A 21116-nucleotide genomic window follows, 5' to 3' on the forward strand; every position below is an offset into this window, starting at 1 on the left:
GGCTCTGCGTACCGGCAGGGCGGGGCGCGCCGGACAGTACGCCGCGCTCCTCGGCTATCTGGTCTTCCTCGCCTTCCCGTTCCTGTGGCTGATCTCCACGGCGTTCAAGCCGCCGCGCGAGCTGGGGTCGCTGCACCCGACGTGGATCCCGGTGAACCCGACGCTGGCGAACTTCCGGCAGGCCTTCGACGAACAGCCGCTGCTCCAGGCCGCCGGCAACAGTCTGGTCGCGGCCCTCGCCGCCGCTCTGATCGCCGTGGTGATCGCGACCCCCATGGCGTACACGATGGCCCGCCGCCGGGGCAGGCTCACGACGGCGGCGACAGGCTGGGTCGTGGTCAGCCAGGCCTTCCCGTTCGTCCTGGTGATCATTCCGCTGTTCCTGGTCCTGAAGAACCTCCAGCTGATCAACACCCTGTCCGGCCTGATCATGGTGTACGTCGTCTGGTCGCTGCCGTTCGCGCTGTGGATGCTCGTCGGCTATGTACGGGCGGTGCCACGCGAGTTGGAGGAGGCGGCGGCGGTCGACGGCGCGGGCCGGCTCCGTACGCTGGTGTCGGTCACCGCGCCGCTGCTGGCGCCGGGCATCGTCGCCACCGCGCTGTTCGCGTTCATCACCGCCTGGAACGAGTTCTTCTTCGCGCTCGTCCTGCTCAAGACGCCGGAGAAGCAGACCCTGCCGGTCGTGCTGACCCACTTCCTCGGCGCGGAGGGCGTCGCAGACCTGGGGCCGCTCGCCGCGGCCGCGTTCCTCGCGACGATCCCCTCACTCGTCATCTTCGCGATCATCCAGAAGCGGATCACGGGCGGCATGCTGGCCGGGGCGGTGAAGAGCTGATGCGCACACGCAGCACACGGTGCCGGCTGTTCGCGGCCGCCGCAGCGTTCGCCCTGCTGATGACGGGCTGTTCGGACGGCCCCGTCCGCGACGACGGCACGATCAGGCTCCGCTTCCAGTCGCTCGCCTGGCAGAAGGAGTCCGTCGACGCCAACAAGGAACTGGTGCAGGAGTGGAACGCCGCCCACCCCGACGTGCAGGTCGAGTACGTCCAGGGCAGCTGGGACAGCGTTCACGACCAGCTGCTCACCTCCTTCGAGGGCGGTGAGGCGCCCGACATCATCCACGACGCCTCCGACGACCTCGCCGACTTCGCCTACGGGGGCTATCTCGCGGACCTCACAGAGCTGCTGCCCGAGCGCCTGAGGGCCGACATTCCGCGGCACAGCTGGGAGACCACGACCTTCGGCGACGGCGTGTACGGTGTCCCGTTCCTCCAGGAACCGCGGGTGTTGATCGCCAACACCGAGATTCTCGAATCGTCCGGGGTCCGGGTCCCCACGGCCGACAGGCCGTGGAGCTGGGAGGAGTTCCGTCAGGTCACCAAGGACCTGACGCAGAAGATGGGCAAGGGGAAGTACGCCGTCGCGTGGCCGCTCAAGGAACCCGTGTCCGTCACGCTCAACCTGGGTCTTTCTGCGGGCGGCAGGCTGTTCCACCGGGGGCAGGACGGCAAGGTCACCATCGACTTCAGGGACGGCGACGGCGTCGTGCCCGGCACGATCCACGATCAGGTCAACGTCGACAAAAGCGCCTCACGCAGCACGCTGGGCATGGGCGGGTCGGACACCCTGCCCGGCTTCTTCGGCGGCAAGTACGCCATGGTCCCGCTGGGCTTCTCGTACCGGCAGCAGATCGCCCAGCAGGCGCCGGAGGGCTTCCGGTGGACCGTACTGCCCGCGCCCGCGGGGCCGGGCGGGCCCGCCCAGGGGGTCAGCCCGCAGACGCTCTCCGTCGCGCAGGACAGCGCCCACAAGAAGGAAGCGGCGCAGTTCATCGACTTCATGCTGCGCCCGCAGAACATGGTCCGGCTGGCCAGGGGCGACTGGATGCTGCCGACGGGCGCACAGGCCCTTCGTGACCCGGCCCTGCACACCGAGAAGGACGGCTGGGCGACCGGCGCGGATCTGGCCCGGCATCTGCGGTCGGCCCCGGCCCAGTCGGTGCGCGGCTACCCGGAGTGGAAGGACAAGGTGGCGACACCCGCGTACCAGGAGTACTACAGCGGTGCGATCGACGAGAAGGAGCTGAAGGAGCGGCTGGTGAGGGACGGGAACCTGGTGCTGGCCCGGTATCAGCGCTGAGGCCGGGGCCTCGTGCCGCGTCGGCACATGGGTCCGGTCAACCGGCTCCGTCCGCCGGGCGGCTCCGGCACGGCCGACTGGCCCGTCCCCCGGCACCGGCGCCGGCCGGCTTTCGGCGCGGTCCCGGTCGACGGCGCGGTACACGACGGACGGCGCGGCGACCGGTAGATGGTCGCCGCGCCGGACGGGGGCGGTGCAGGGGCAGGGTCAGGAGGCGGTGCAGGCGCCCAGGGTGGGCGCGTTCCAGTTGCCGTTGGTCATGACGGTGAAGCCGAAGCTCGTGGAGCTGCCGGCCGCCAGGTTGCCGTTGCCGTTCGGCCTCATGGTCATCACGTTGCCGCTGCTGTCCCAGGTCGGGCTGCCGTTCCAGGTGGTGACGATGTCCTGGGCGGAGGCGACGGTCACGTTCACGGACCAGTTGGTGATCGGCGAACTCCCGGCCGTCACCGTGACCTGACCGTTGAAGCGGTCGCCCCAGGCGGCTGTCTGCCGGTAGGAGACCGAGCAGGTGGCGCCACCAGGATTGCCGGGATCGGGAGTGCCTCCCGAGCCGCCGAGTGCCGCCAGCACCGAGTGGTACGCAGGCTTCTTGGTGTAGTTGCCGTCGAAGAGCAGCGGGGTGCCGCTCGCGCGCCACGAGTACTTGTCGGTGATGCCCCACACCGTGATGCCGGTGCAGCGGGTGACGGCCAGACAGGCGTTGACGGCGCGGCTGTAGCTGTCGGCCTGCGACGAACCGGAGCCCTCGATGTCCAGCTCGGTTATCTGCACGTCGACGCCGAGGTCGGCGAAGCGCTTGAGATTGGCCTCGTAGTCACTGGGCACCGGGGAGGCGCTGTTGAAGTGGGACTGGAAGCCGACGCAGTCGATCGGGACGCCGCGCTGCTTGAAGTCCTTGACCATGTTGTAGACGGCATTGCTCTTCGCGTTCTGGCCGTCGGTGTTGTAGTCGTTGTAGCAGAGCTTCGCCGCGGGGTCGGCGGCGCGGGCCGTGCGGAACGCCTCCTCGATGAAGCCGTTGCCCAGCTTGTCCTGGAAGGGCGAACTGCGCCGGGCGCCGCTGCTGCCGTCCTGGAACGCCTCGTTCACCACGTCCCATGAGTGGATCTTGCCGCGGTAGTGCTGCATGACCTGGGTGATGTGGTTGTTCATCGCGGAACGCAGCTCGGTCGCGTTCAGCGAGCCCACCCAGCTCGGCAGCTGGGAGTGCCAGACCAGCGTGTGGCCGCGGACCTTCATGTTCCGGCTCTGGGCGTGGCTGACGATCTGGTCGGCCGGTCCGTAGCTGAAGGAATTGCGGGACTTCTCCAGGGCGTCCCACTTCATTTCGTTCTCCGGCGTCACCGAGTTGAACTCGGTGTTCAGGGTGGAGACGTAGGGCGACTCACCCAGGTGGTTGGCGGCCACGGCCGTGCCGAAGTACCGGCCCTTCTCCGCCGCGGACGCGCCGAGCGTGCCGGCGGCGTACGCGGTGCCCTCCATGGCGACGGTGCCGGCGGCGGCCATGACGGCCGCCGCTCCCATCACAAGTGCCGTGCGGGCACGTCGGCGTGCGGATCTGCTGATCACTGCGACCTCTTCTGCCAGAGACCGGGCGGTGAACGGGAATGCCGCCCGGGCAAGGTGGATGGACCTGTCGTGGTGCCTTGCGTCCGCCTCGAGGCGCTGATTCCGCCTCGGCGGGAGGTGCGATCGCTGGAGAGTATGCGAGGGTCCTGATTCGCCGTCAACAGAAAATTTCTCGAAACTTATCGAAACATTCAACTGGCTCAAAAGGCGTGGTGTGGCCTCTGAGGTGCATTGATGCTGGCCATTGCTGAAAAAGGGGTGCGTGAGCGTGGCCGGATCGTATGCGTTTCGGTCGGATCCGGGATTCCTCATTCGAATGTTTCGCAATTCCATTCCGAGCTGTACGAGACGTCTCGTCTCGCTTATTGTGGTCCGTATGACCGAACCCCAGCGTGCTCACATCGCCATGTTCTCCATCGCGGCCCCGGGGCATGTGAACCCGAGTCTCGAAGTGATCCGGGAACTCGTCGCCCGCGGCCACCGCGTCAGCTACGCGATCCCGGAGTCGTACGCCGACCGGATCTCGGAAACAGGGGCGAAGCCCGTCGTCTACCGCTCCACGCTCCCCACCGAGGAGGAGCCCGAGGCCTGGGGCACCGAACTGATCGACAACATCGAGCCCTTCCTGAACGACGCCGTCCAGGTACTGCCGCAGCTCGCCGAGGCGTTCAAGGGTGACGAGCCGGACCTCGTCATCCACGACATCACCTCCTACCCGGCGATCGTCCTCGCCCACCGCTGGGGCGTGCCCGCCGTCTCCCTCTCGCCCAACCTCGTCGCCTGGGAGGGATACGAGGAGGAGGTCGCCGAACCGATGACCGCCGAGCTCAAGGCGTCCGAGCGCGGCAAGGCGTACTACGCGCGCTTCACCGACTGGCTCGCGGAGAACGGGATCACCACGCACCCCGACCGGTTCGTCGGCCGGCCCCGCCGCAGCATCGTCCTCATCCCCCGGGTGCTCCAGCCGAACGCCGACCGCGTGGACGAGTCGGTGTACTCCTTCGTCGGCGCGTGCCAGGGCGACCGGGCGAGCCAGGGGGAGTGGAAGCGCCCCGCGGACGCGGAGAAGGTCCTCCTCGTCTCCCTCGGCTCGTCCTTCACCAAGCAGCCCGCCTTCTACCGCGAGTGCGTGAAGGCCTTCGGGGACCTGCCCGGCTGGCACATGGTGCTCCAGATCGGACGGTACGTGGACGAGGCCGAACTCGGCGAGCTGCCCGGAAACGTGGAAGCCCACTCCTGGGTACCGCAGTTGTCGGTCCTGCGGCAGGCGGACGCGTTCATCACCCACGCCGGCGCGGGCGGCAGCCAGGAGGGCCTGGCCACCGGCACCCCGATGGTGGCCGTGCCGCAGGCCGTCGACCAGTTCGGCAACGCCGACATGCTGGTGGGACTGGGAGTGGCGCGACGGGTCGCGACGGAGGCGCCCGCGGAGGAGCTGCGCGAGGCGGTGCTGTCGCTGGCCTCCGACCCGGAGGTCGCGGCCCGGCTCGCGTCGATCCGGGCGGAGATGGCGGGGGAGGGCGGTACTCGCCGTGCGGCGGACCTGATCGAGGCGGAGCTGACGGGGGCGGTGGGGTAGCCGGGGTCCCGAACCGGGCTCCGCCCGGACCCGTACCGCGCTTCGCGCGGTGCCCTCAAGCGCCGGGCGGGCTGGATTTCGCTGCGCGAAATCAGCCCCGCCGGCGATTGAGGCACGGGGGTCCGGGGCGGAGCCCCCGAAACCACCGCGCGCAGCGCGGTGGACGGGTCCGGGCGGAGCCCGGTTTCGGGAAGGGGCGGGTAGGGGAGAAGCCCGCCGCAGGCGCAACCCGCCCCCGCCCGCCTCAGACGTGGACCGGGTCCGCGCCCCGCGCCTCGTCCGCCCGGCCCCGTTCAGGCGTCGGCGGCTCGTCGTGGGTCATGTCCGGAAGCCGGCGGAGCCACTTCGGGAAGTACCAGTTCCGCTCACCCAGCAGCGCCATGATCGCGGGCAGCAGCACCCCGCGGATGACCGTCGCGTCGATCAGCACCGCCGCCGCGAGGCCGACGCCCATCTGCTTCATCGACTGCATGGACAGCGTTCCGAAGATCGCGAACACCGCGACCATGATGACCGCCGCGCTCGTCACCACGCCCGCCGTCGTCACCACGCCGTGCGTGATCGCGTCGCGGGTGTTCCGGCCCCGGGCCCTCGCCTCACGGATACGTGACACCACGAAGACGTGGTAGTCCATCGAGAGCCCGAAAAGGATCACGAACAGGAACAGCGGCAGCCACGCGATGATCGCTCCGACGCCCTCCGCGCCGACCAGCGAAGCGCCCCAGCCGTGCTGGAAGACGGCGGTCAGGATGCCGTACGCCGCGCCCACCGACAGCAGGTTGAGGACGATCGAGGTGACGGCGATCGTCAGGGAGCGGAACGACAGCAGCATCAGGACGAAGGCGAAGAGGACGACGAAGGCGAACACGGGCACGACCGCCCCGGTCAGCTGGTCGTTGAAGTCCTTGGAGCCGGCGACCTGGCCGGTGATCGGCGCCTCGACGCCGTCGACCGTGCCGAGGGTCGCGGGCCGCACCTCGTCCCGCAGCCTCTCGAGGCTCTTCTCCGCCCGGTCCTGGTCGGATCCGCCGACCAGCGGGACGGAGACGAAGGCGACGTTCTGCGCCTTGTGGGTGACGACCTCCACCGGCCCCTCGGACGCGCCGGAGCTGACGGCCCGCTCCCGGAAGCCGGCGATGGCCTGCCGTACCTGCGGCGAGTCGATGTCGTCCGCCTTGACGACGACCTGCGCCGGGTCGGCGCCGCCCGGGAACGCCTCGTTGATCCGCTCGTACGTCGCCACGATCGGCACCGAGTCGCCGAACTCCTGGTCCAGGGTGAAGTTCTGGGTCTTCATGCCGAGGGCGGGCAGCGCGACGGCGACCAGCGCGCCGGCGGCGACGATCAGGGACACCAGCGGGCGCCTCAGCACACCGCCGAGCACGCGGCTCCACACCCGGCTCTCACCGCTGTGCGCACCGGCGGTCCGCTTGCGGCGGTTGAGGAAGGGCAGCCGCCCCTTATCGACCCGCTCGCCGAGCAGGGACAGCAGCGCGGGCAGCACGGTGACCGAGCCGACCATCGCCACCGCCACCACGATCAGCGAGGCGAGTCCCATCGACTCGAACTCCCCGATGCCGGTGAAGAGCATGCCCGCCATGGCGACGCACACCGTCACACCGGACACGACGACGGCCCGCCCACTGGTGGCCGCCGCGATCATGATGGCGGTGCGACCGTCGCGGCCGGCGGCCCGCTCCTCGCGTTCGCGTCGCAGATAGAACAGGCAGTAGTCGACGCCGACGGCGAGACCGACGAGCAGCATCACGGAGTTGGCTGTCTCGCTCATCGGCATCACATGGCTGACGACGCCCATCAGGCCCATCGTCGCCATGATCGCGGTGATGGCGAGCAGCACCGGCAGCAGCGCGGCGACGAGCGCTCCGAACGCGATCAGCAGGATGCCCAGGGCGACGGGCACGGCGGAGAACTCGGCCCGCCGGAAGTCGTCGCCGAACGCCTCGTCGAACGTCTTGCCCATGCTGGCGCTGCCGAGTTCCTCGACCCGCAGGTCCGGGTGCCGGTCCTGGACGTCCGCGACGGCCTTCAGCACGGGGTCGATCCGCTCGCTCGCGGTCTCTGGGTCGCCGCGCACGTCGAACTGCACCAGGGCGCTGCGGCCGTCCCTCGAGATGCTCTTCGTCTCGTAGGGCGACGTCACGGCCGTGACCTCACCCGTTCCCTCGACCGTCCGCACGACGTCGGCGACGGCCTCGCGGAACGCGGGGTCGTCCGCCTTGGCCGCCCCGTCCCCGGCCTGCACGAGCACGCTCTCCGAGGCGGGCTCCTCGATGCCGGCCTGCTCGGTGATGCGTGCGGCCTGTGTGGTCTCGCCGGACAGCTGCTCGCTGTCCTTGAGTTCGACGGTGCCCGCGGCCGAGCCCGCCACCATGGCGAGCAGCACGAACAGTACCCAGATCCCCACGGCGGCCCAGCGGTGCCGCGCGCTCCAGCCCCCCGCCCGCGCGGCGATACCGCGCGGCCCGCTTCCTGCTCTCCCCATGACGGGCAAGTCCCCTCGTAGTGCCGGTGCGTTCGTCCGGTGAATGTGAGCGAATGTGTGAATGGCGTGCGGGAATGCCCATATCCGTGATCTGCGCGTGAGGCGGGTGTGTGAGGAATCTGCGCAAAGGCCCGTCGCCCAACTCGAAGTTATGGGCGTCTTCAGGTCGTCTCGTCCTGCCGGACGGTGAGTTGGGGCGGGCGCCTTCTCCTCCTCCGGGACGGTGCGCATCCCTGACGAGGACGATGGAAGCCCCTTACAACTAAGGCACTTTGAAGGTCCGGCCCGACTTGGGAGGGCATGGCCGATTTCTTATTACGAAACCTTGTTGACTGAGTCACAGCTGCATGAAGGCCTTGATCTGGGCGCGTCAATCGGTCAGGGTTTCGAGCCAGCCCCCGGAGATCTTCCGTCCGCGGGGCGATCCCCCCACAAAAATTGATGACGAGGAGACCCCTCTTCATGGCAACTCACAAGCGCGCGAGCAGGATCAAGCTCACCGCCGCCATAACCGCCGTGGCCGCCGCAGCAGGCGTCACGCTTCTCAACACGTCCTTCGCCGGGGCGGCCGCTCCGGCCGAGGGCAAGATCTACGGTGCGCACGCCGAAGGCGCCGTCGCCGGCAGCTACATCGTCATGCTGGACGAGAAGACCGACAAGAAGAGCCTGGCCAAGGAGTACGGCGGCAAGCTGCAGCGCAACTACAGCTCCGCCATCAACGGCTTCTCCGCCAGCGGTCTGACCGAGACGGAGGCCAAGCGCCTCGCCGCCGACCCGGCCGTCGCCAAGGTCGTCCAGAACAAGAAGTTCACCATCAACGCCACCCAGGACAACCCGCCGTCCTGGGGTCTCGACCGGGTCGACCAGGCCGACACGGCCGGGGACACCAAGTACAACTACCCGGACAGCGCCGGTGAAGGCGTGACCGCGTACGTCATCGACACCGGGGTCCGGATCTCCCACAAGGACTTCGAGGGCCGCGCCGCCCACGGCTTCGACGCCGTGGACAACGACGACTCCGCCGACGACGGCAACGGCCACGGCACGCACGTGGCGGGCACCATCGCCGGCGCGGCGCACGGTGTCGCCAAGAAGGCGAAGATCGTCGCCGTCCGGGTGCTCGACGACAACGGCTCCGGCACCACCGAGCAGGTCGTCGCGGGCATCGACTGGGTCACCCAGAACCACCAGGGCCCGTCCGTCGCCAACATGAGCCTCGGCGGCGGCGCCGACGAGGCCCTCGACGAGGCGGTCCGCAAGGCCATCGCCGCCGGTGTCACCTTCGGTGTCGCGGCCGGCAACGAGTCCTCCGACGCGGGCCAGGGCTCGCCGTCGCGGGTGCAGGAGGCCATCACGGTCGCCTCCTCCACCAAGGAGGACGCCCAGTCGGACTTCTCCAACTTCGGTGAGGTCGTGGACATCTACGCCCCCGGCTCCGACATCACCTCGTCGTGGAACGACAGCGACGAGGGCACCAAGACCATCTCCGGCACGTCGATGGCGACTCCGCACGTCGTCGGCGCCGCGGCGGTCTACCTCGCGGGTCACCAGGACGCGACCCCGGAGCAGGTCGCCACGGCGCTCACCGAGGGCGCCACGGCGGACAAGATCTCGAACCCGGGCGCGGGCGCGCCCAACAAGCTGCTGAAGGTCGTCGAGTGACCGACGGCCCACGTCGCTGAACCGGCGGTCGCCGTGCCCTCCCCCACGGGGCACGGCGACCGCCCTATTGTTCGAGCATGACGACGACGTACGCGGCACTGCTCCGCGGGATCAACGTGGGTGCGGGCAAGCAGGTCCCCATGGCGCGACTGCGGGGGCTCATCGGCGACTTGGGCCACGTCGATGTCGCGACCTATCTCCAGAGCGGCAACGCCGTCTTCAGCAGCCAGGAGAAGGACGAGGACGCGCTCGCCGCCGGCCTGGAGCAGGCGATCGAGGAGGCGTTCGGCTTCCATGTCGACGTGCTGGTGCGCGACGGGCGGTATCTGAAGGCGGTCGCCGACGCCTGCCCGTTCCCCGCCGCCTCGCTCCAGGGCAAGCAGCTCCACGTCACGTACTTCTCCGAGCGGGTCACTCCCGACCGGTTCGCACCCGTCGACGCCGCGGCCTACCTGCCGGAGGAGTTCCGGCTGGGCGACCGCGCACTGTATCTGTACGCGCCGGAAGGCCTCGGCCGCTCCAAGCTCGCGGCGGCGCTCTCCAGGCCGGGGCTGCTCAAGGGCGTCGTCGCCACCAGCCGCAACTGGAACACCGTCGTCAAACTGGTGGAGATGACCCGCGACTGACCCGGCGCCGGAGCCGGCGCCGGGCGGACTCCGACAAGACCCCTGGTTCGTACCGTGCAGCCTGGAGACACCATGGACCTTGAGTGTGCCGTCGAACGGCGCAGAGCGATTCAACTGGGCGGGATCATTGCCCTCGGGGTGGGCGGCGCGTTCGTGGGCGCCTGTAGCGATACGGGTCCCACGAAGTCCGAACCGGCGGCGGAAGCGGAACCTTTGCCGTCGCTCACGGGGCGCAACTACATCTTCGGGTACGGGTCCCTGGTGCAGCGTGAATCGCGAACCTCGACGTGGCGCAACGCGGAAGAAGCTGTACCGGCGGTCGTCCGGGGAATCGGTCGCGGCTGGTACGACCGGGTGGACACGGCCAGTTGGAGTCCCACGTACTTGGGGGCCGTTCCCAAGGAAGGCGCCACATGCAATGGCGTCATCTTCCCCGTCGCACCAGAGGAACTCAGGGCCTTCGCGCGACGTGAATCCGGGTACCGGATCACGCGGATCCCGTCACGCGACATTTCCATGCTGGACGGCAGTAAGAGCCCTCCGGTGGGCACTGTGTGGTATTTCGCCAACGTCGCCCAGCGTTTCCCGAGCGAGCGCTTCCCCATCGTCCAGTCCTATGTGGACGTATGCCTGGACGGGTGTCTGGAAAACGAGGACAGGTATCCAGAAGCCCGAGAGGCTCGATTCGCCGCAGAATTCATCAGAACCACATCCGACTGGCAGACGCCATGGTTCAACGACCGGATCCACCCCTGGCGGCCCTTTGTGTACGTCCCTCGCGCCGACGCCATCGACACACTGATCCGTGACGAACTCGGAGAGGACCTCTTCGGCAGGATCACGCTGCCCCGTGGTTGAACCTGACCGGTCAGAAAGTTTACATGTATTCAGACCGGCAGTAATAACTTGATTCCCATTCCCGCGCCTGTCCGATGGCTGCGTAGATCGGCTCAACGAGTGTCTTTGCCGGACCGGGCCGGTGTTCTGCGCCAACGTTCCGGAACAGCCCTGTATGCCTTGAGCGTCACGTGAGGCGACGGGAAGGCCGGAGACGATGGTCGGGCGAAGGGAATTTCTCATGGCCGGTGCCATGGGAGGTGCAGCCATGCTTTCCACGGGGTGTTCCGGCAGCACGGGCGCATCCTCGACGGGTAACGGGACAGGGGCGGGTCACGGTCACGGGTCAGGAACTGCGGACATCCCGCAGACCCCTGTGCTGAAGAAATTTGTCGACGCGCTGCCCAGGCCGGTGACAGCCGTCCCGGATCCTTCCGCCTATCCGGGCGCCGACTACTACGAGGTCACGATGCGGAAGGGCTCATGGCGCTTCCACCGGGATCTCGGGCCGGCGACCGTGTGGGGTTACTGGGCCAGGAACCCCCAGGATCCCCGCAAGGCGATCGGCATGGGCTATCTCGGGCCGACCATCAGCGTGACCAAGGACCGTCCGACGGTCGTCAAGTGGCGCAACAAACTGCCGACCACCCACCTGTTCCAGTCCGTGATCGACGGCATTCGCGGCGGGGACCCTCAGCTCACCCCTGTCGCTCCGCCTCCCTACAAGAGCGAGCTTCCTTTTCCCAAGAATGTCAACGTGTGGAATGTCGTGCACCAGCACGGCGGTTTCACAGCACCGCAGTCCGACGGTGCGCCGCTGCATTCGTTCAGCCCGGACGGCGTCCACGCCGCGTCGTACACCACCCTGGACCCGAGCCGGGTCGAACGCAACGAAGCGATCTGCGCCTACACCAACCGCGAACTCTCCTCCATGCTCTGGTATCACGATCACGGCATGGGGATGACCAGCCTCAACGTCTATGCCGGACTCGCCGGTCTCTACCTCGTTCGTGACCCCGCCGATGAGCGTCTCGGACTGCCGCAAGGCGAATTCGAGGTCCCCCTCATCCTGCAGGACCGCACCTTCCACAAGGACGGCTCGCTCGCCTACACCATGACCCAGCGGGAAGGCGAGGACACCCCGGTCGTCAACGGGAAGGCGTACCCGTTCCTGGCCGTCGAGCCACGACGCTACCGGCTGCGCATTCTCAACGCTTCGAACGAGCGCTTCTGGCGGCTCAGGTTCGACGTTCCGAGGGACGTACTGCCTCAGCCCACACTGCCGTTCTGGCTGATCGGCACGGACGGCGGCTTCCGTGCCCCGTTGCGCATGCTGAACTTCCTGATCGGGTCGGCCGAGCGCTACGACCTGATCGTCGACTTCAGTGAGATGCCCATGGGCACGAACGTCACCCTGACGAACTACAACGCGCCGGTGCACTTCCCCGGCGGGGGCGGACCGGAAATCTCGGAAATCATGCAGTTCCGGGTCACCAAACCACTGTCAGGAGGCGCGGACAGGACGACGCCGCCCCAGAAGCTGAAGCTGCCGGCAGTAGCGCCCATCGAGCCGAAACCGGACATTCGCCGACGGGAATGGGTCCTGTACCAGCACGAGCTCTTCGGCACCATGACGTTCAACGCCGTGCCGTTCATGGAGCCGTCCCAGGACTTCATCAAGGCGGGCTCGACCGAGATCTGGGAGTACATCAATCCCAACCACGACGCCCACCCGATGCATGTCCACCTCATCAACTTCCAGGTGCTGAACAGGCAGCCGATCGACGCTGCCGGCTACCAGGCGGATTACGAGAAGTGGCTTGACGGTGGTCGCAGACCGGAGGACCGGCCGGTGCTGGCGAACTATCTCACCGGCCCACCGATTCCGCCGGACCCGGACGAAGCGCGGTCCTACAAGGACACGGTCAAGTCCTATCCGGAGACGGTGACCAGAATCATCACTCAGGAGTTCAGCCCGCCGATGGGTACGATCGCGTCCATTCCGGGCAGCGGCACCACATTGCCGGCGACATACATCCACCACTGCCACATTCTCGAACACGAGGACGACGACCTGATGCGCCCATGGACGATCGTCGGCCCCGATGGCGACCACGACGACGACGGCGGCCACGACGGCGGCCACAGCAAATGACGGGATACAGCGACCCGCGTGTGCCGGTCCGGGTCCAAGGGGCCCGGACCTAACCAGCGGCCGCCGCCGCGTCGGCGACTCCAGGGGCAGTCGGCTTCGCGGCAGCGGGCGGCGTGCGGTAGGCGCGAAGGGGCGCGTTCGTCGCGGACACGGCGGCGATCGCCAGGACGGCGGACAGCCCGCCGAAGACCAGGGAGAAGGAGGCGGAGGTGGCCGACGCCAACAGGCCACCACGGAAGTTGCCGAGCTCGGGGCCCGCGACACCGATGACGTGTTCCACCGAGGAGACCCGCCCCCGGTACGCGTCCGGGGTTTCCAATTGGACCAGGGCACCGCGGGTGACGACGGACACGGTGTCGGCAGCGCCCGCCACGGCCAGACAGCCGAGCGCCAGCCACAACGGCCCCGCCAGGCCGAAACAGGCCAGCGCCAGGCCCCAGACACCGGCTGCGGAGAGCTGTACCAGGCCGGCACGGCGCCGACGCGTCACCGTCCCGGAGAGCAGACCGGCCGTGATCCCTCCGACGGCGACGGCCGAGAGGAACAGACCGAGGGTCTGCGGGTTTCCCCCGAAGCGGATCTCGTTGACCAGCGGGAAGAGCGCGATGGGCATGGCGAGCAGCGTCGCGGACAGGTCGGTGGCCATCGAGCCCCACAGCGTCGGGCGGCGCAGGACGATCCGCCAACCGCCACGCTCCGGCCGGCGCCTGCCGCCTGCCGCGTCGACGCCTTCGGGCCGCATGGCCGGCAGGCGGATCACCGCGAGCATCGAGACGGCCACGGCCACGGCCTGGATCGCGTATGCGGCAGCGAAGTCCCAGCGAGCGATGATCAGCCCGGCCGTCGCCGGACCGATCAGCATCGCTGCCTGAAAGGACAGGTTGGTCAGCGCAAGACCGGCCGCGACCTGGTCGCCCGGCAGCAGCCGGACCGGGAAGGTGCGCCGGGCAGGAGCTCCGAGAGCGCTGCAGCTCGTCCCCACGGCCACCAGGGCGAACAGCGGCAGCACGTTGCGGTTGTCCGCCATGGCCAGGGCACACAGCCCCGCGGCGGCCAGCAGTTGGCCCACGGTGGTGGCCCGCACCACCGCACGGCGGTCGAAGGTGTCGGCCAACGTGCCGCCGAGCAGCCCGAACAGCACCATCGGCAGGCCGGTGACGAGGCCGATGGCGCCGGTGCTCACCGGGCTGCCGGTCAGGTCCCAGACCTGGGCCAGCACCGCCACGTTGGCCATCTGCCCGCCGAGTTGCGAGGCGGAGGTGCCGATCCACAGGTCGCGGAACGACTGACTGCTACGCAGCGGGCGGGTGTCGAGGAACCGGACACGGACACATCCCTTCATCGCGGTGGCTCGACGAGGTGGTCGAGGATCCGCTGCCGCATCGACCGGTGTTCCAGTGCCCGCCGTACCTCCTCGACAACGGTGGTCATCGCGTACGGGATCTCGCTGTCCAGCTCGGCGACCGTCTTGTGGGTGGCGCGCCACTCCGCCTCCAGGACCGGCACCAGCGATCGGCCGCGCTCTGTCAGGTCGATTCGCCGGGTGCGGGCGTCGGGCCCCGGCTCGGAGGTGACGAGATCCTCCTTGCGCATGGCGGCGACGGTCTGGCTGATCGCGGAGTGCGAGCGGTTCAGGGACTTCGCAAGCTCGCGAATGGTCAGTGGTCCGGTGTGGGCGAGCCGGATCAGCGGATAGGCGAATCTGGGCCTCACCCCCTCGATGCCGCGCTCGACGTAGAGCTGCTCGATCTCCGCGTCCATGGCGGCCAGGAGTTCGTGCAGGGAGTGCCAGGGATCGGGAAGTGCCGTGGGATCGGAAGATGTCACAGCGCTAATATAACAGTGCTGTGATAAATTGGGCCCGACCGAGCAGCGCTGTCACGCTTCGGGGAGCGGCGAAGGCCCGGCGTCGGGTCGGTCAGGCGGTGGCCGCCAGCAGGTGCTGAACCCCCGCCTCGTCGTAGCGGCGCAGCAGCAGCCGCGCCAGCTCCGGCGAGTCGCCCAGCACGTCCGCCACCACGTCCGCCTCCGCGGCGCCCGCCGCGATGCGGTCGGGCAGCCGGCCGGGAGCGATCACGTACGGGGCCACGGCCACCCGCGCGCAGCCGTCGGCCCGCAGCGCGCGGACCGCGCCCTCGGTACGGGGAAGGGATGCGGAGGCGAACGCAGGCCGCACGGCGCACCAACCGGTGTGCCGCAGCTCCCGCGCTGTCTGAGCGATCACTGCGATCGCCTCCGGGTCTGTGGAGCCCGCGGCGGCCAGCACCAGGCCCGTCGAGCTCATGTCCGCCGGCGTGAGACCCGCCTCGTACAGCCGCCGCTGGACGGAGGCCAGCAGCAGTGGCGACGGGCCGAGGACCTCCGCCTGGCGGATCCGCAGCGCCGGAGGCGCCTGGCGCAGGACCGCCGGGATGTCGGCCTTGGCGTGGAAGGCGCGGGTCAGCAGCAGCGGCAGCGCCACCACGTCCCGGACCCCCTCGGCCGCCAGCCGGCCGAGGACCTGCGGCACCGCCGGGGCGTTGAAGTCGAGGAACGCCGTCTCCACCCGCAGCCCCGGCCGCAGCGAGGACACCCGCCGGGTCAGGGCGTGGACGGTCGCCGCGTGCCGCGGGTCACGGCTGCCGTGCGCGACGACAAGGAGGACAGGGCTGTGCATCGGCGGTCAGCTCCTGACGAGAAGACCGCGGCTGCGCAGGATCCACCGCTCCAGCGGACTGAAGACCAGCAGGTCGATCGCGATACCGACGATCAGGATCAGGAGGATGGCGAGGAACACGCCCGGCATGTCGGCGTTGTTGCGGCCGTTCTCCAGCAACTGGCCGAGCCCGAGCCCCAGATCGGGCGAGGAGGCGATGATCTCCGCCGCCATCAGCGACCGCCAGGAGAACGCCCAGCCCTGCTTCAGCCCCGCCACGTAGCCCGGCAGCGCCGCCGGCATCACGATGTGCCAGGTGCCCCGCAGCCCGGTCGCGCCGAGCGTGCGGCCCGCCCGGAGGAACAGCGGCGGCACCTGGTCCACGCCGGAGACCAGGCCGTTGGCGATCGAGGGGACCGCGCCCAGAAGGATGACGGCGAACATCATCGAGTCGTTCAGGCCGAGCCAGATCACGGCGGGCGGCACCCAGGCGACCGACGGCAGCGACTGGAGCCCGGACAGGATCGGACCGATCGCCGCGCGCACGAACCTCACCCGTGACACCAGCAGGCCGAGCGGTGTGCCGATGGCGAGCGCCAGCAGGAAGCCCAGCAGACCGCGGGAGACGCTGGTCCAGATGACCTCGAACAACGTGCCCTGAAGCCACATGTCGGACAGGCCGTCCCACACCGTGGACGGCGCGGGCAGCTTGTAGTCCGGGGCGACCTCCGCCCACACGAGCCCCTGCCAGGCCACCAGCACCAGCGCCACGGCGGTGACCGGCGGCAGGACCTTCTTCAGCAGCACCTCGCGCACCGGCGTGCGGTTCACCTGCACCGCGTCGAGCGCGTCGAGGCCCGCCTCGAGCCCCGCCAGATCGTCGGACCTCGCCGCGCCCTTCCCGGTGGCCGTCCCGGTCGTATCAGTGCTGGCCATGTCGGCGGATCTCCCCACGCAGTTCTTCGGTGATCTCGACGGACAGCTCCGCCACGGCGGGGTCCTCGATACGTCGCGGCTGGTCGATGTCCACGGTCCACTCCCGCGCCACCCGTCCCGGCCGCGACGACAGCAGCACCACCCGCTGGGCGAGGCGCACCGCCTCGCGGACGTTGTGCGTGACGAACAGGACCGAGACGTTCGTCTCCCGCCAGATACGGGTGAGCTCGTCGTGCAGCACATCGCGGGTGATGGCGTCGAGCGCCGCGAACGGCTCGTCCATCAGCAGCAGTTGGCTGTCCTGCGCCAGGGCCCGCGCCATCGCGACCCGCTGCCGCATACCGCCGGACAGCTCGTGCACCCGCTTGCCGAACGCGCCGCCGAGCCGCACCAGCTCCAGCAGCCGCTCCGCCTCCTCGCGCCGGGCTCCCTTCGGCACCCCGCGCAGCCGCAGCGCGAGCTCGATGTTCTTGCCCGCGGTCAGCCACGGGAACAGCGCGTGCTCCTGGAACATCAGGGCCGGCCGCCCGCCGGGGGTCTCGATGGACCCCACGGTCGGCCGGTCGAGTCCCGCGACCAGGTTCAGCAGCGTCGACTTGCCGCAGCCCGAGGCTCCCAGAAGGGTGACGAACTCGCCCGGCGCGACATCGAGCGTGATGTCGTCCAGGACGAGCTGCGGCCCGGTGGGCCCGTTGAAGGACTTGGAGACATGCCCGATGCGAGCCGCGTACTCGTGCTCGACACCGACGCGGTCCTCGGCCTTGGCGATGGCAGTGGCCATGGTCGTCACCTCCTGGGGAAGTCGGATGTTTTACGGGTTACTTGGCGCCGAGTCCGGCGTCGGCGACCTCGGGCCGGCCTTCGGCCGCGAGGACCTTGTTCAACGGCTTCAGGTCGTAGATCCCGGCGAGGTCGGGCTGCTGGAGCAGGCCCGTCCGCACCGCGTGGTCCGCCTGCGCGTCGAGGGTGGCGGCCAGGGGGTCGTCGGTGAAGCGGATCGACTTCCACGCCGGGTCGATGACCTCGGGCGGCAGCGGCTTGCCGGTCAGCTCCTGGAGCTTCGTGTTCGCCGCTTCCTTCGCCTTGTCGGGGTTGGCGTTGATCCAGGCGTTCGTCCTCACCGTGCCGCGCAGCACCGCCTCGACGACCTCCGGGTGCTCGGCGAGGAACGTCTGCGACACGATGATGTTCGTGATCACGAACTTCTTGTCCGGCCACAGGTCCGACTCGTCCAGCAGCACCTTCGCGCCGTCGCTCACCAGCTTCGACGCGGTCGGCTCCGGCACCCAGGCGCCGTCGACCGAACCGGACAGATAGGCGTTCGGAGTGACCTTGTTCTCGGTGCGGACCACGGAGACGTCGCCCTTGCCGGTCTCCGCGTCGACCTTCCAGCCCTGCTCCGCGATCCAGTTGAGGAACGCGACGTCCTGGGTGTTGCCGAGCTGCGGGGTGGCGATCCGCTTGCCCTTGAGGTCCCCGACGCTCTTGATCTTCTTCGGGTTCACCACCAGCTTCACCCCGCCGGAGGCGGAGCCGCCGATGATCCGCAGGCTTTCGCCCTTGGACTTCACATAGCCGTTGATCGCCGGCGAGGGACCGATGAAGCCGATGTCGATGGACCCGGCGTTGAGGGCCTCGATCTCCGAGGGACCGGCGTTGAAGGTCGAGGCCGACACCTTGGTGCCGCCCAGTTCCTTCTGGATGATGCCCTGCTGGTCACCGACCAGGGCGGTGGCGTGGGTGAGGTTCGGGAAGTACCCGATCCTCACGGTGTCGAGACCGCCGGTCTTCTCGCCCTTGGCTGCGGGAGCGACCGAGTCGTCCTTGGCCTGGGAGCCGTAGCCGCAGGCCGTCAGGACGACGGCGAGGAGCGGCACGGCGGCGGCGGCGAAGCCGCGCCTCAGGAAGGTACGGGTGGCTGGCACGGGAGGATTTCCTCTCGTAGGCCCGGTCTCACGTCATGTGCGACGCTGCCGGGTCGTCGGCGGACAAGCGGGGTCTTCGGCGGTGCGGGGTGCGGGCGCGCATGCGGTGCGCGTACGTCATCGCGCACATCGCGCCACCCCGCCCGTGCCCGCGCCGAGCGCCCCGCTGCCGACGCGGCCGCCCTCCTTGGCGAAGGTCGAGAAGATGTCGGTCATCGTCAGAAGTCCCAGCCCTCGTCGTCCACGGCGGGAGCCGTGTCCTCGGCGGCGAACGCGTCCCCGGCCATGCCGGCGGCGAGTGTGGTGCCGTCGGCCGGGTCGATCAGCAGGAACGAGCCGGTGCGGCGGGAGTGGGCGTACGAGTCGAGGGCCAGCGGCTCCGCGGTGCGGACCTTGACGCGGCCGATGTCGTTCGCGACGAGCCGGCCGGGCTCAGGGTGCTGGGAGAGGTCGTCGAGGGTGAGCCTGGAGGGGATCTCCTTGACGATCGCCTTGACCGTGCGGGTGGTGTGCTTGAGCAGCACCCGCTGGCCGACGGTGAGCGGTTCGTCCGCGACATGGCAGACGGTCGCCTCGATGTCCTGCGTGGTGGCGGGCGCGTCGTCGCTCGGGACGATGAGGTCGCCGCGGGAGACGTCGATGTCGTCCTCCAGCAGCAGCGTGACGGACTGCGGCGTCCAGGCCACGTCCACGGACCGGCCCAGCAGGTCGATCCCGGAGATCTTCGACGTGCGGCCGGAGGGCAGCACGGTCACCGACTCACCGACGCGGAAGGTGCCGGCGGCGATCTGCCCCGCGTAGCCGCGGTAGTCGGGGTGCTCGGCGGTCTGCGGGCGGATCACGTACTGCACGGGCAGCCGGGCGTGGCAGGTCGTCAGGTCGTGGCTGACGGGGACGGTCTCGAGGTGCTCGAGCACGGTCGGGCCGCCGTACCAGTCCATGTTCGCGGACGGGTCCACCACGTTGTCGCCTGCCAGCGCCGAGATCGGGATGGCGGTGATCTCCGGGACGCCCAGCGAGGCGGCGTACGCGGTGAACTCCTCGGCGATCTTCGCGAAGACGGGCTCCGCGTAGTCCACGAGGTCCATCTTGTTGACGGCGAGCACCACATGCGGAACGCGCAGCAGCGCGGCGACCGCGGCGTGGCGGCGGGTCTGCTCGACGACGCCGTTACGGGCGTCGACCAGCACGACCGCGAGCTCCGCCGTCGACGCGCCGGTGACCATGTTGCGGGTGTACTGCACATGGCCCGGGGTGTCGGCGAGGATGAACCGCCGCCGCGGGGTGGCGAAGTAGCGGTACGCCACGTCGATGGTGATGCCCTGCTCGCGCTCGGCCCGCAGGCCGTCGGTGAGCAGCGCCAGGTCGGGGGTCTCCTGGCCGCGGCTGCGGGAAGCGTGCTCGACGGCCTCGAGCTGGTCGGCCAGGACCGACTTGGAGTCGTGCAGCAGCCGCCCGACCAGGGTGGACTTGCCGTCGTCGACGGACCCGGCGGTGGCGAAACGCAGCAGGGTGGTGGCGGAGAGCTGTTCGGCCAGCTGCTCGGTGGGGCTGGTCATCTTTAGAAGTACCCTTCGCGCTTGCGGTCTTCCATCGCGGCCTCTGACAGCTTGTCGTCGGCGCGGGTCGCGCCCCGCTCGGTGAGACGGGAGGCGGCGATCTCGGCGATCACGGCGTCCAGCGTGGTGGCGTCGGAGTCGACGGCGCCGGTGCAGGACATGTCGCCGACGGTGCGGTAGCGGACCAGCCGCTTCTCCGGCGTCTCCGTGTCCTTGGGGCCGCCCCACTCGCCGGCGGTCAGCCACATGCCGGACCGCTTGAACACCTCACGCTCGTGCGCGAAGTAGATCTGGGGAAGTTCGATCTTCTCCCGCTGGATGTACTGCCACACGTCCAGCTCGGTCCAGTTGGACAGCGGGAAGACCCGCACATGCTCGCCGGGCGCGTGGCGGCCGTTGTAGAGCTGCCACAGCTCCGGCCGCTGACGGCGCGGGTCCCACTGCGAGAACTCGTCGCGCAGGGAGAACACCCGCTCCTTGGCGCGCGCCTTCTCCTCGTCGCGCCGGCCGCCGCCGAACACCGCGTCGAAACGGTGCTGCTGGATGGCCTCCGTCAGCGGCACGGTCTGCAGCGGGTTGCGGGTGCCGTCGGGCCGCTCGCGCAGCTTGCCGGCGTCGATGTACTCCTGCACCGAGGCGACGTGCAGCCGCAGCCCGTGCCGGGCGACGGTGCGGTCCCGGTACTCGAGCACCTCGGGGAAGTTGTGACCGGTGTCCACGTGCAGCAGCGAGAACGGCACCGGCGCCGGCGCGAACGCCTTCAGCGCCAGGTGCAGCATGACGATCGAGTCCTTGCCGCCGGAGAAGAGGATCACCGGCCGCTCGAACTCGCCCGCCACCTCGCGGAAGATGTGCACGGCCTCCGACTCGAGAGCGTCCAGGTGGGAGAGCGCGTACGGGCTGTCGGTGCCCTCGTGAACAGTGGCGACGGTCGTCATGCGGTGACCCCTTTCGTGATCCCCCAGTGCTGACGCCTGGGAGGTGCCCC

The 21116-nt window shown here is 69.3% G+C and carries 16 protein-coding genes and 1 pseudogene; 7 read left to right on the forward strand and 10 right to left on the reverse strand.

The genetic code is table 11. The annotated features are described in order from the left end of the window. The first annotated feature begins 4 nt into the window (after positions 1-4). A complete protein-coding gene (locus ACTMTU_RS00175; protein WP_441261950.1) occupies positions 5-838 on the forward strand; it encodes a carbohydrate ABC transporter permease in 834 nt (277 codons plus the stop codon). After that, the gene (locus ACTMTU_RS00180; RefSeq protein WP_441261331.1) at positions 838-2142 is read left to right on the forward strand and encodes an extracellular solute-binding protein; all 1305 of its coding nucleotides are present in this window, start codon (positions 838-840) and stop codon (positions 2140-2142) included. The genes ACTMTU_RS00175 and ACTMTU_RS00180 overlap by 1 nt, the downstream gene beginning before the upstream one ends. 207 nt (positions 2143-2349) lie before the next feature. Here ACTMTU_RS00180 and ACTMTU_RS00185 read toward each other — a convergent pair whose 3' ends face one another. Beyond that, on the reverse strand, positions 2350-3708 hold the full coding sequence (locus ACTMTU_RS00185) for an endo-1,4-beta-xylanase (RefSeq protein WP_441261951.1): 1359 nt from the start codon (positions 3706-3708) through the stop codon (positions 2350-2352). Between the two features lie 306 nt (positions 3709-4014). Here ACTMTU_RS00185 and mgt point away from each other — a divergent pair. Beyond that, positions 4015-5290 (forward strand): annotated as a pseudogene (gene mgt / locus ACTMTU_RS00190) (macrolide-inactivating glycosyltransferase). Positions 5291-5534: 244 nt separating this feature from the next. Here the strand turns inward: mgt and ACTMTU_RS00195 are convergent. Next, positions 5535-7793 carry an MMPL family transporter gene (locus tag ACTMTU_RS00195; RefSeq protein ID WP_441261332.1) on the reverse strand — a complete coding sequence of 753 codons (2259 nt, stop codon included), beginning with the start codon at positions 7791-7793 and terminating at the stop codon, positions 5535-5537. A gap of 462 nt (positions 7794-8255) precedes the next feature. Between ACTMTU_RS00195 and ACTMTU_RS00200 the strand changes: the two genes are divergently transcribed. The 4 genes from ACTMTU_RS00200 (at position 8256) to ACTMTU_RS00215 (ending at position 13073) form a co-directional block, all read left to right on the forward strand. Continuing rightward, positions 8256-9455 (forward strand): S8 family peptidase, encoded by a 1200-nt coding sequence (locus ACTMTU_RS00200; protein ID WP_441261333.1) that lies wholly within the window; start codon positions 8256-8258, stop codon positions 9453-9455. A 77-nt stretch (positions 9456-9532) separates the two neighbouring features. Beyond that, positions 9533-10081: a DUF1697 domain-containing protein gene (locus tag ACTMTU_RS00205; protein WP_441261334.1), complete on the forward strand. Its 549-nt coding sequence runs from the start codon at positions 9533-9535 to the stop codon at positions 10079-10081. A gap of 72 nt (positions 10082-10153) precedes the next feature. Further along, entirely contained in the window at positions 10154-10939 is a 786-nt protein-coding gene (locus ACTMTU_RS00210; protein WP_441261335.1) for a gamma-glutamylcyclotransferase family protein, read from the forward strand. Between the two features lie 220 nt (positions 10940-11159). After that, entirely contained in the window at positions 11160-13073 is a 1914-nt protein-coding gene (locus tag ACTMTU_RS00215; protein ID WP_441261336.1) for a multicopper oxidase family protein, read from the forward strand. Between the two features lie 49 nt (positions 13074-13122). Here the strand turns inward: ACTMTU_RS00215 and ACTMTU_RS00220 are convergent, their stop codons facing one another. The 8 genes from ACTMTU_RS00220 to cysD all read right to left on the reverse strand — a co-directional run bounded on the left by ACTMTU_RS00220 (position 13123) and on the right by cysD (position 21066). Next, entirely contained in the window at positions 13123-14415 is a 1293-nt protein-coding gene (locus ACTMTU_RS00220) for an MFS transporter (RefSeq protein ID WP_441261337.1), read from the reverse strand. Continuing rightward, on the reverse strand, positions 14412-14900 hold the full coding sequence (locus ACTMTU_RS00225) for a MarR family winged helix-turn-helix transcriptional regulator (protein ID WP_441261338.1): 489 nt from the start codon (positions 14898-14900) through the stop codon (positions 14412-14414). Before ACTMTU_RS00225 ends, ACTMTU_RS00220 begins: the two co-directional genes overlap by 4 nt. Before the next feature lie 91 nt (positions 14901-14991). Beyond that, positions 14992-15729, reverse strand: a complete 738-nt coding sequence (locus ACTMTU_RS00230) for a sirohydrochlorin chelatase (protein ID WP_441261339.1) — start codon at positions 15727-15729, stop codon at positions 14992-14994. A gap of 6 nt (positions 15730-15735) precedes the next feature. Then, entirely contained in the window at positions 15736-16644 is a 909-nt protein-coding gene (locus ACTMTU_RS00235; protein ID WP_441261340.1) for an ABC transporter permease, read from the reverse strand. Further along, complete coding sequence (locus ACTMTU_RS00240) at positions 16631-17425, reverse strand: ABC transporter ATP-binding protein (protein WP_441261341.1); 795 nt, start codon at positions 17423-17425, stop codon at positions 16631-16633. Before ACTMTU_RS00240 ends, ACTMTU_RS00235 begins: the two co-directional genes overlap by 14 nt. A gap of 37 nt (positions 17426-17462) precedes the next feature. Then, positions 17463-18569, reverse strand: a complete 1107-nt coding sequence (locus ACTMTU_RS00245; RefSeq protein ID WP_441261342.1) for an ABC transporter substrate-binding protein — start codon at positions 18567-18569, stop codon at positions 17463-17465. A gap of 218 nt (positions 18570-18787) precedes the next feature. Then, positions 18788-20128 carry a sulfate adenylyltransferase subunit 1 gene (locus ACTMTU_RS00250; RefSeq protein ID WP_441261343.1) on the reverse strand — a complete coding sequence of 447 codons (1341 nt, stop codon included), beginning with the start codon at positions 20126-20128 and terminating at the stop codon, positions 18788-18790. Between the two features lie 2 nt (positions 20129-20130). Beyond that, on the reverse strand, positions 20131-21066 hold the full coding sequence (gene cysD, locus ACTMTU_RS00255; protein ID WP_441261344.1) for a sulfate adenylyltransferase subunit CysD: 936 nt from the start codon (positions 21064-21066) through the stop codon (positions 20131-20133). Positions 21067-21116 lie beyond the last annotated feature (50 nt).

Source organism: Streptomyces sp. OZ13 (assembly GCF_052068155.1).
GTDB lineage: Bacteria > Actinomycetota > Actinomycetes > Streptomycetales > Streptomycetaceae > Streptomyces.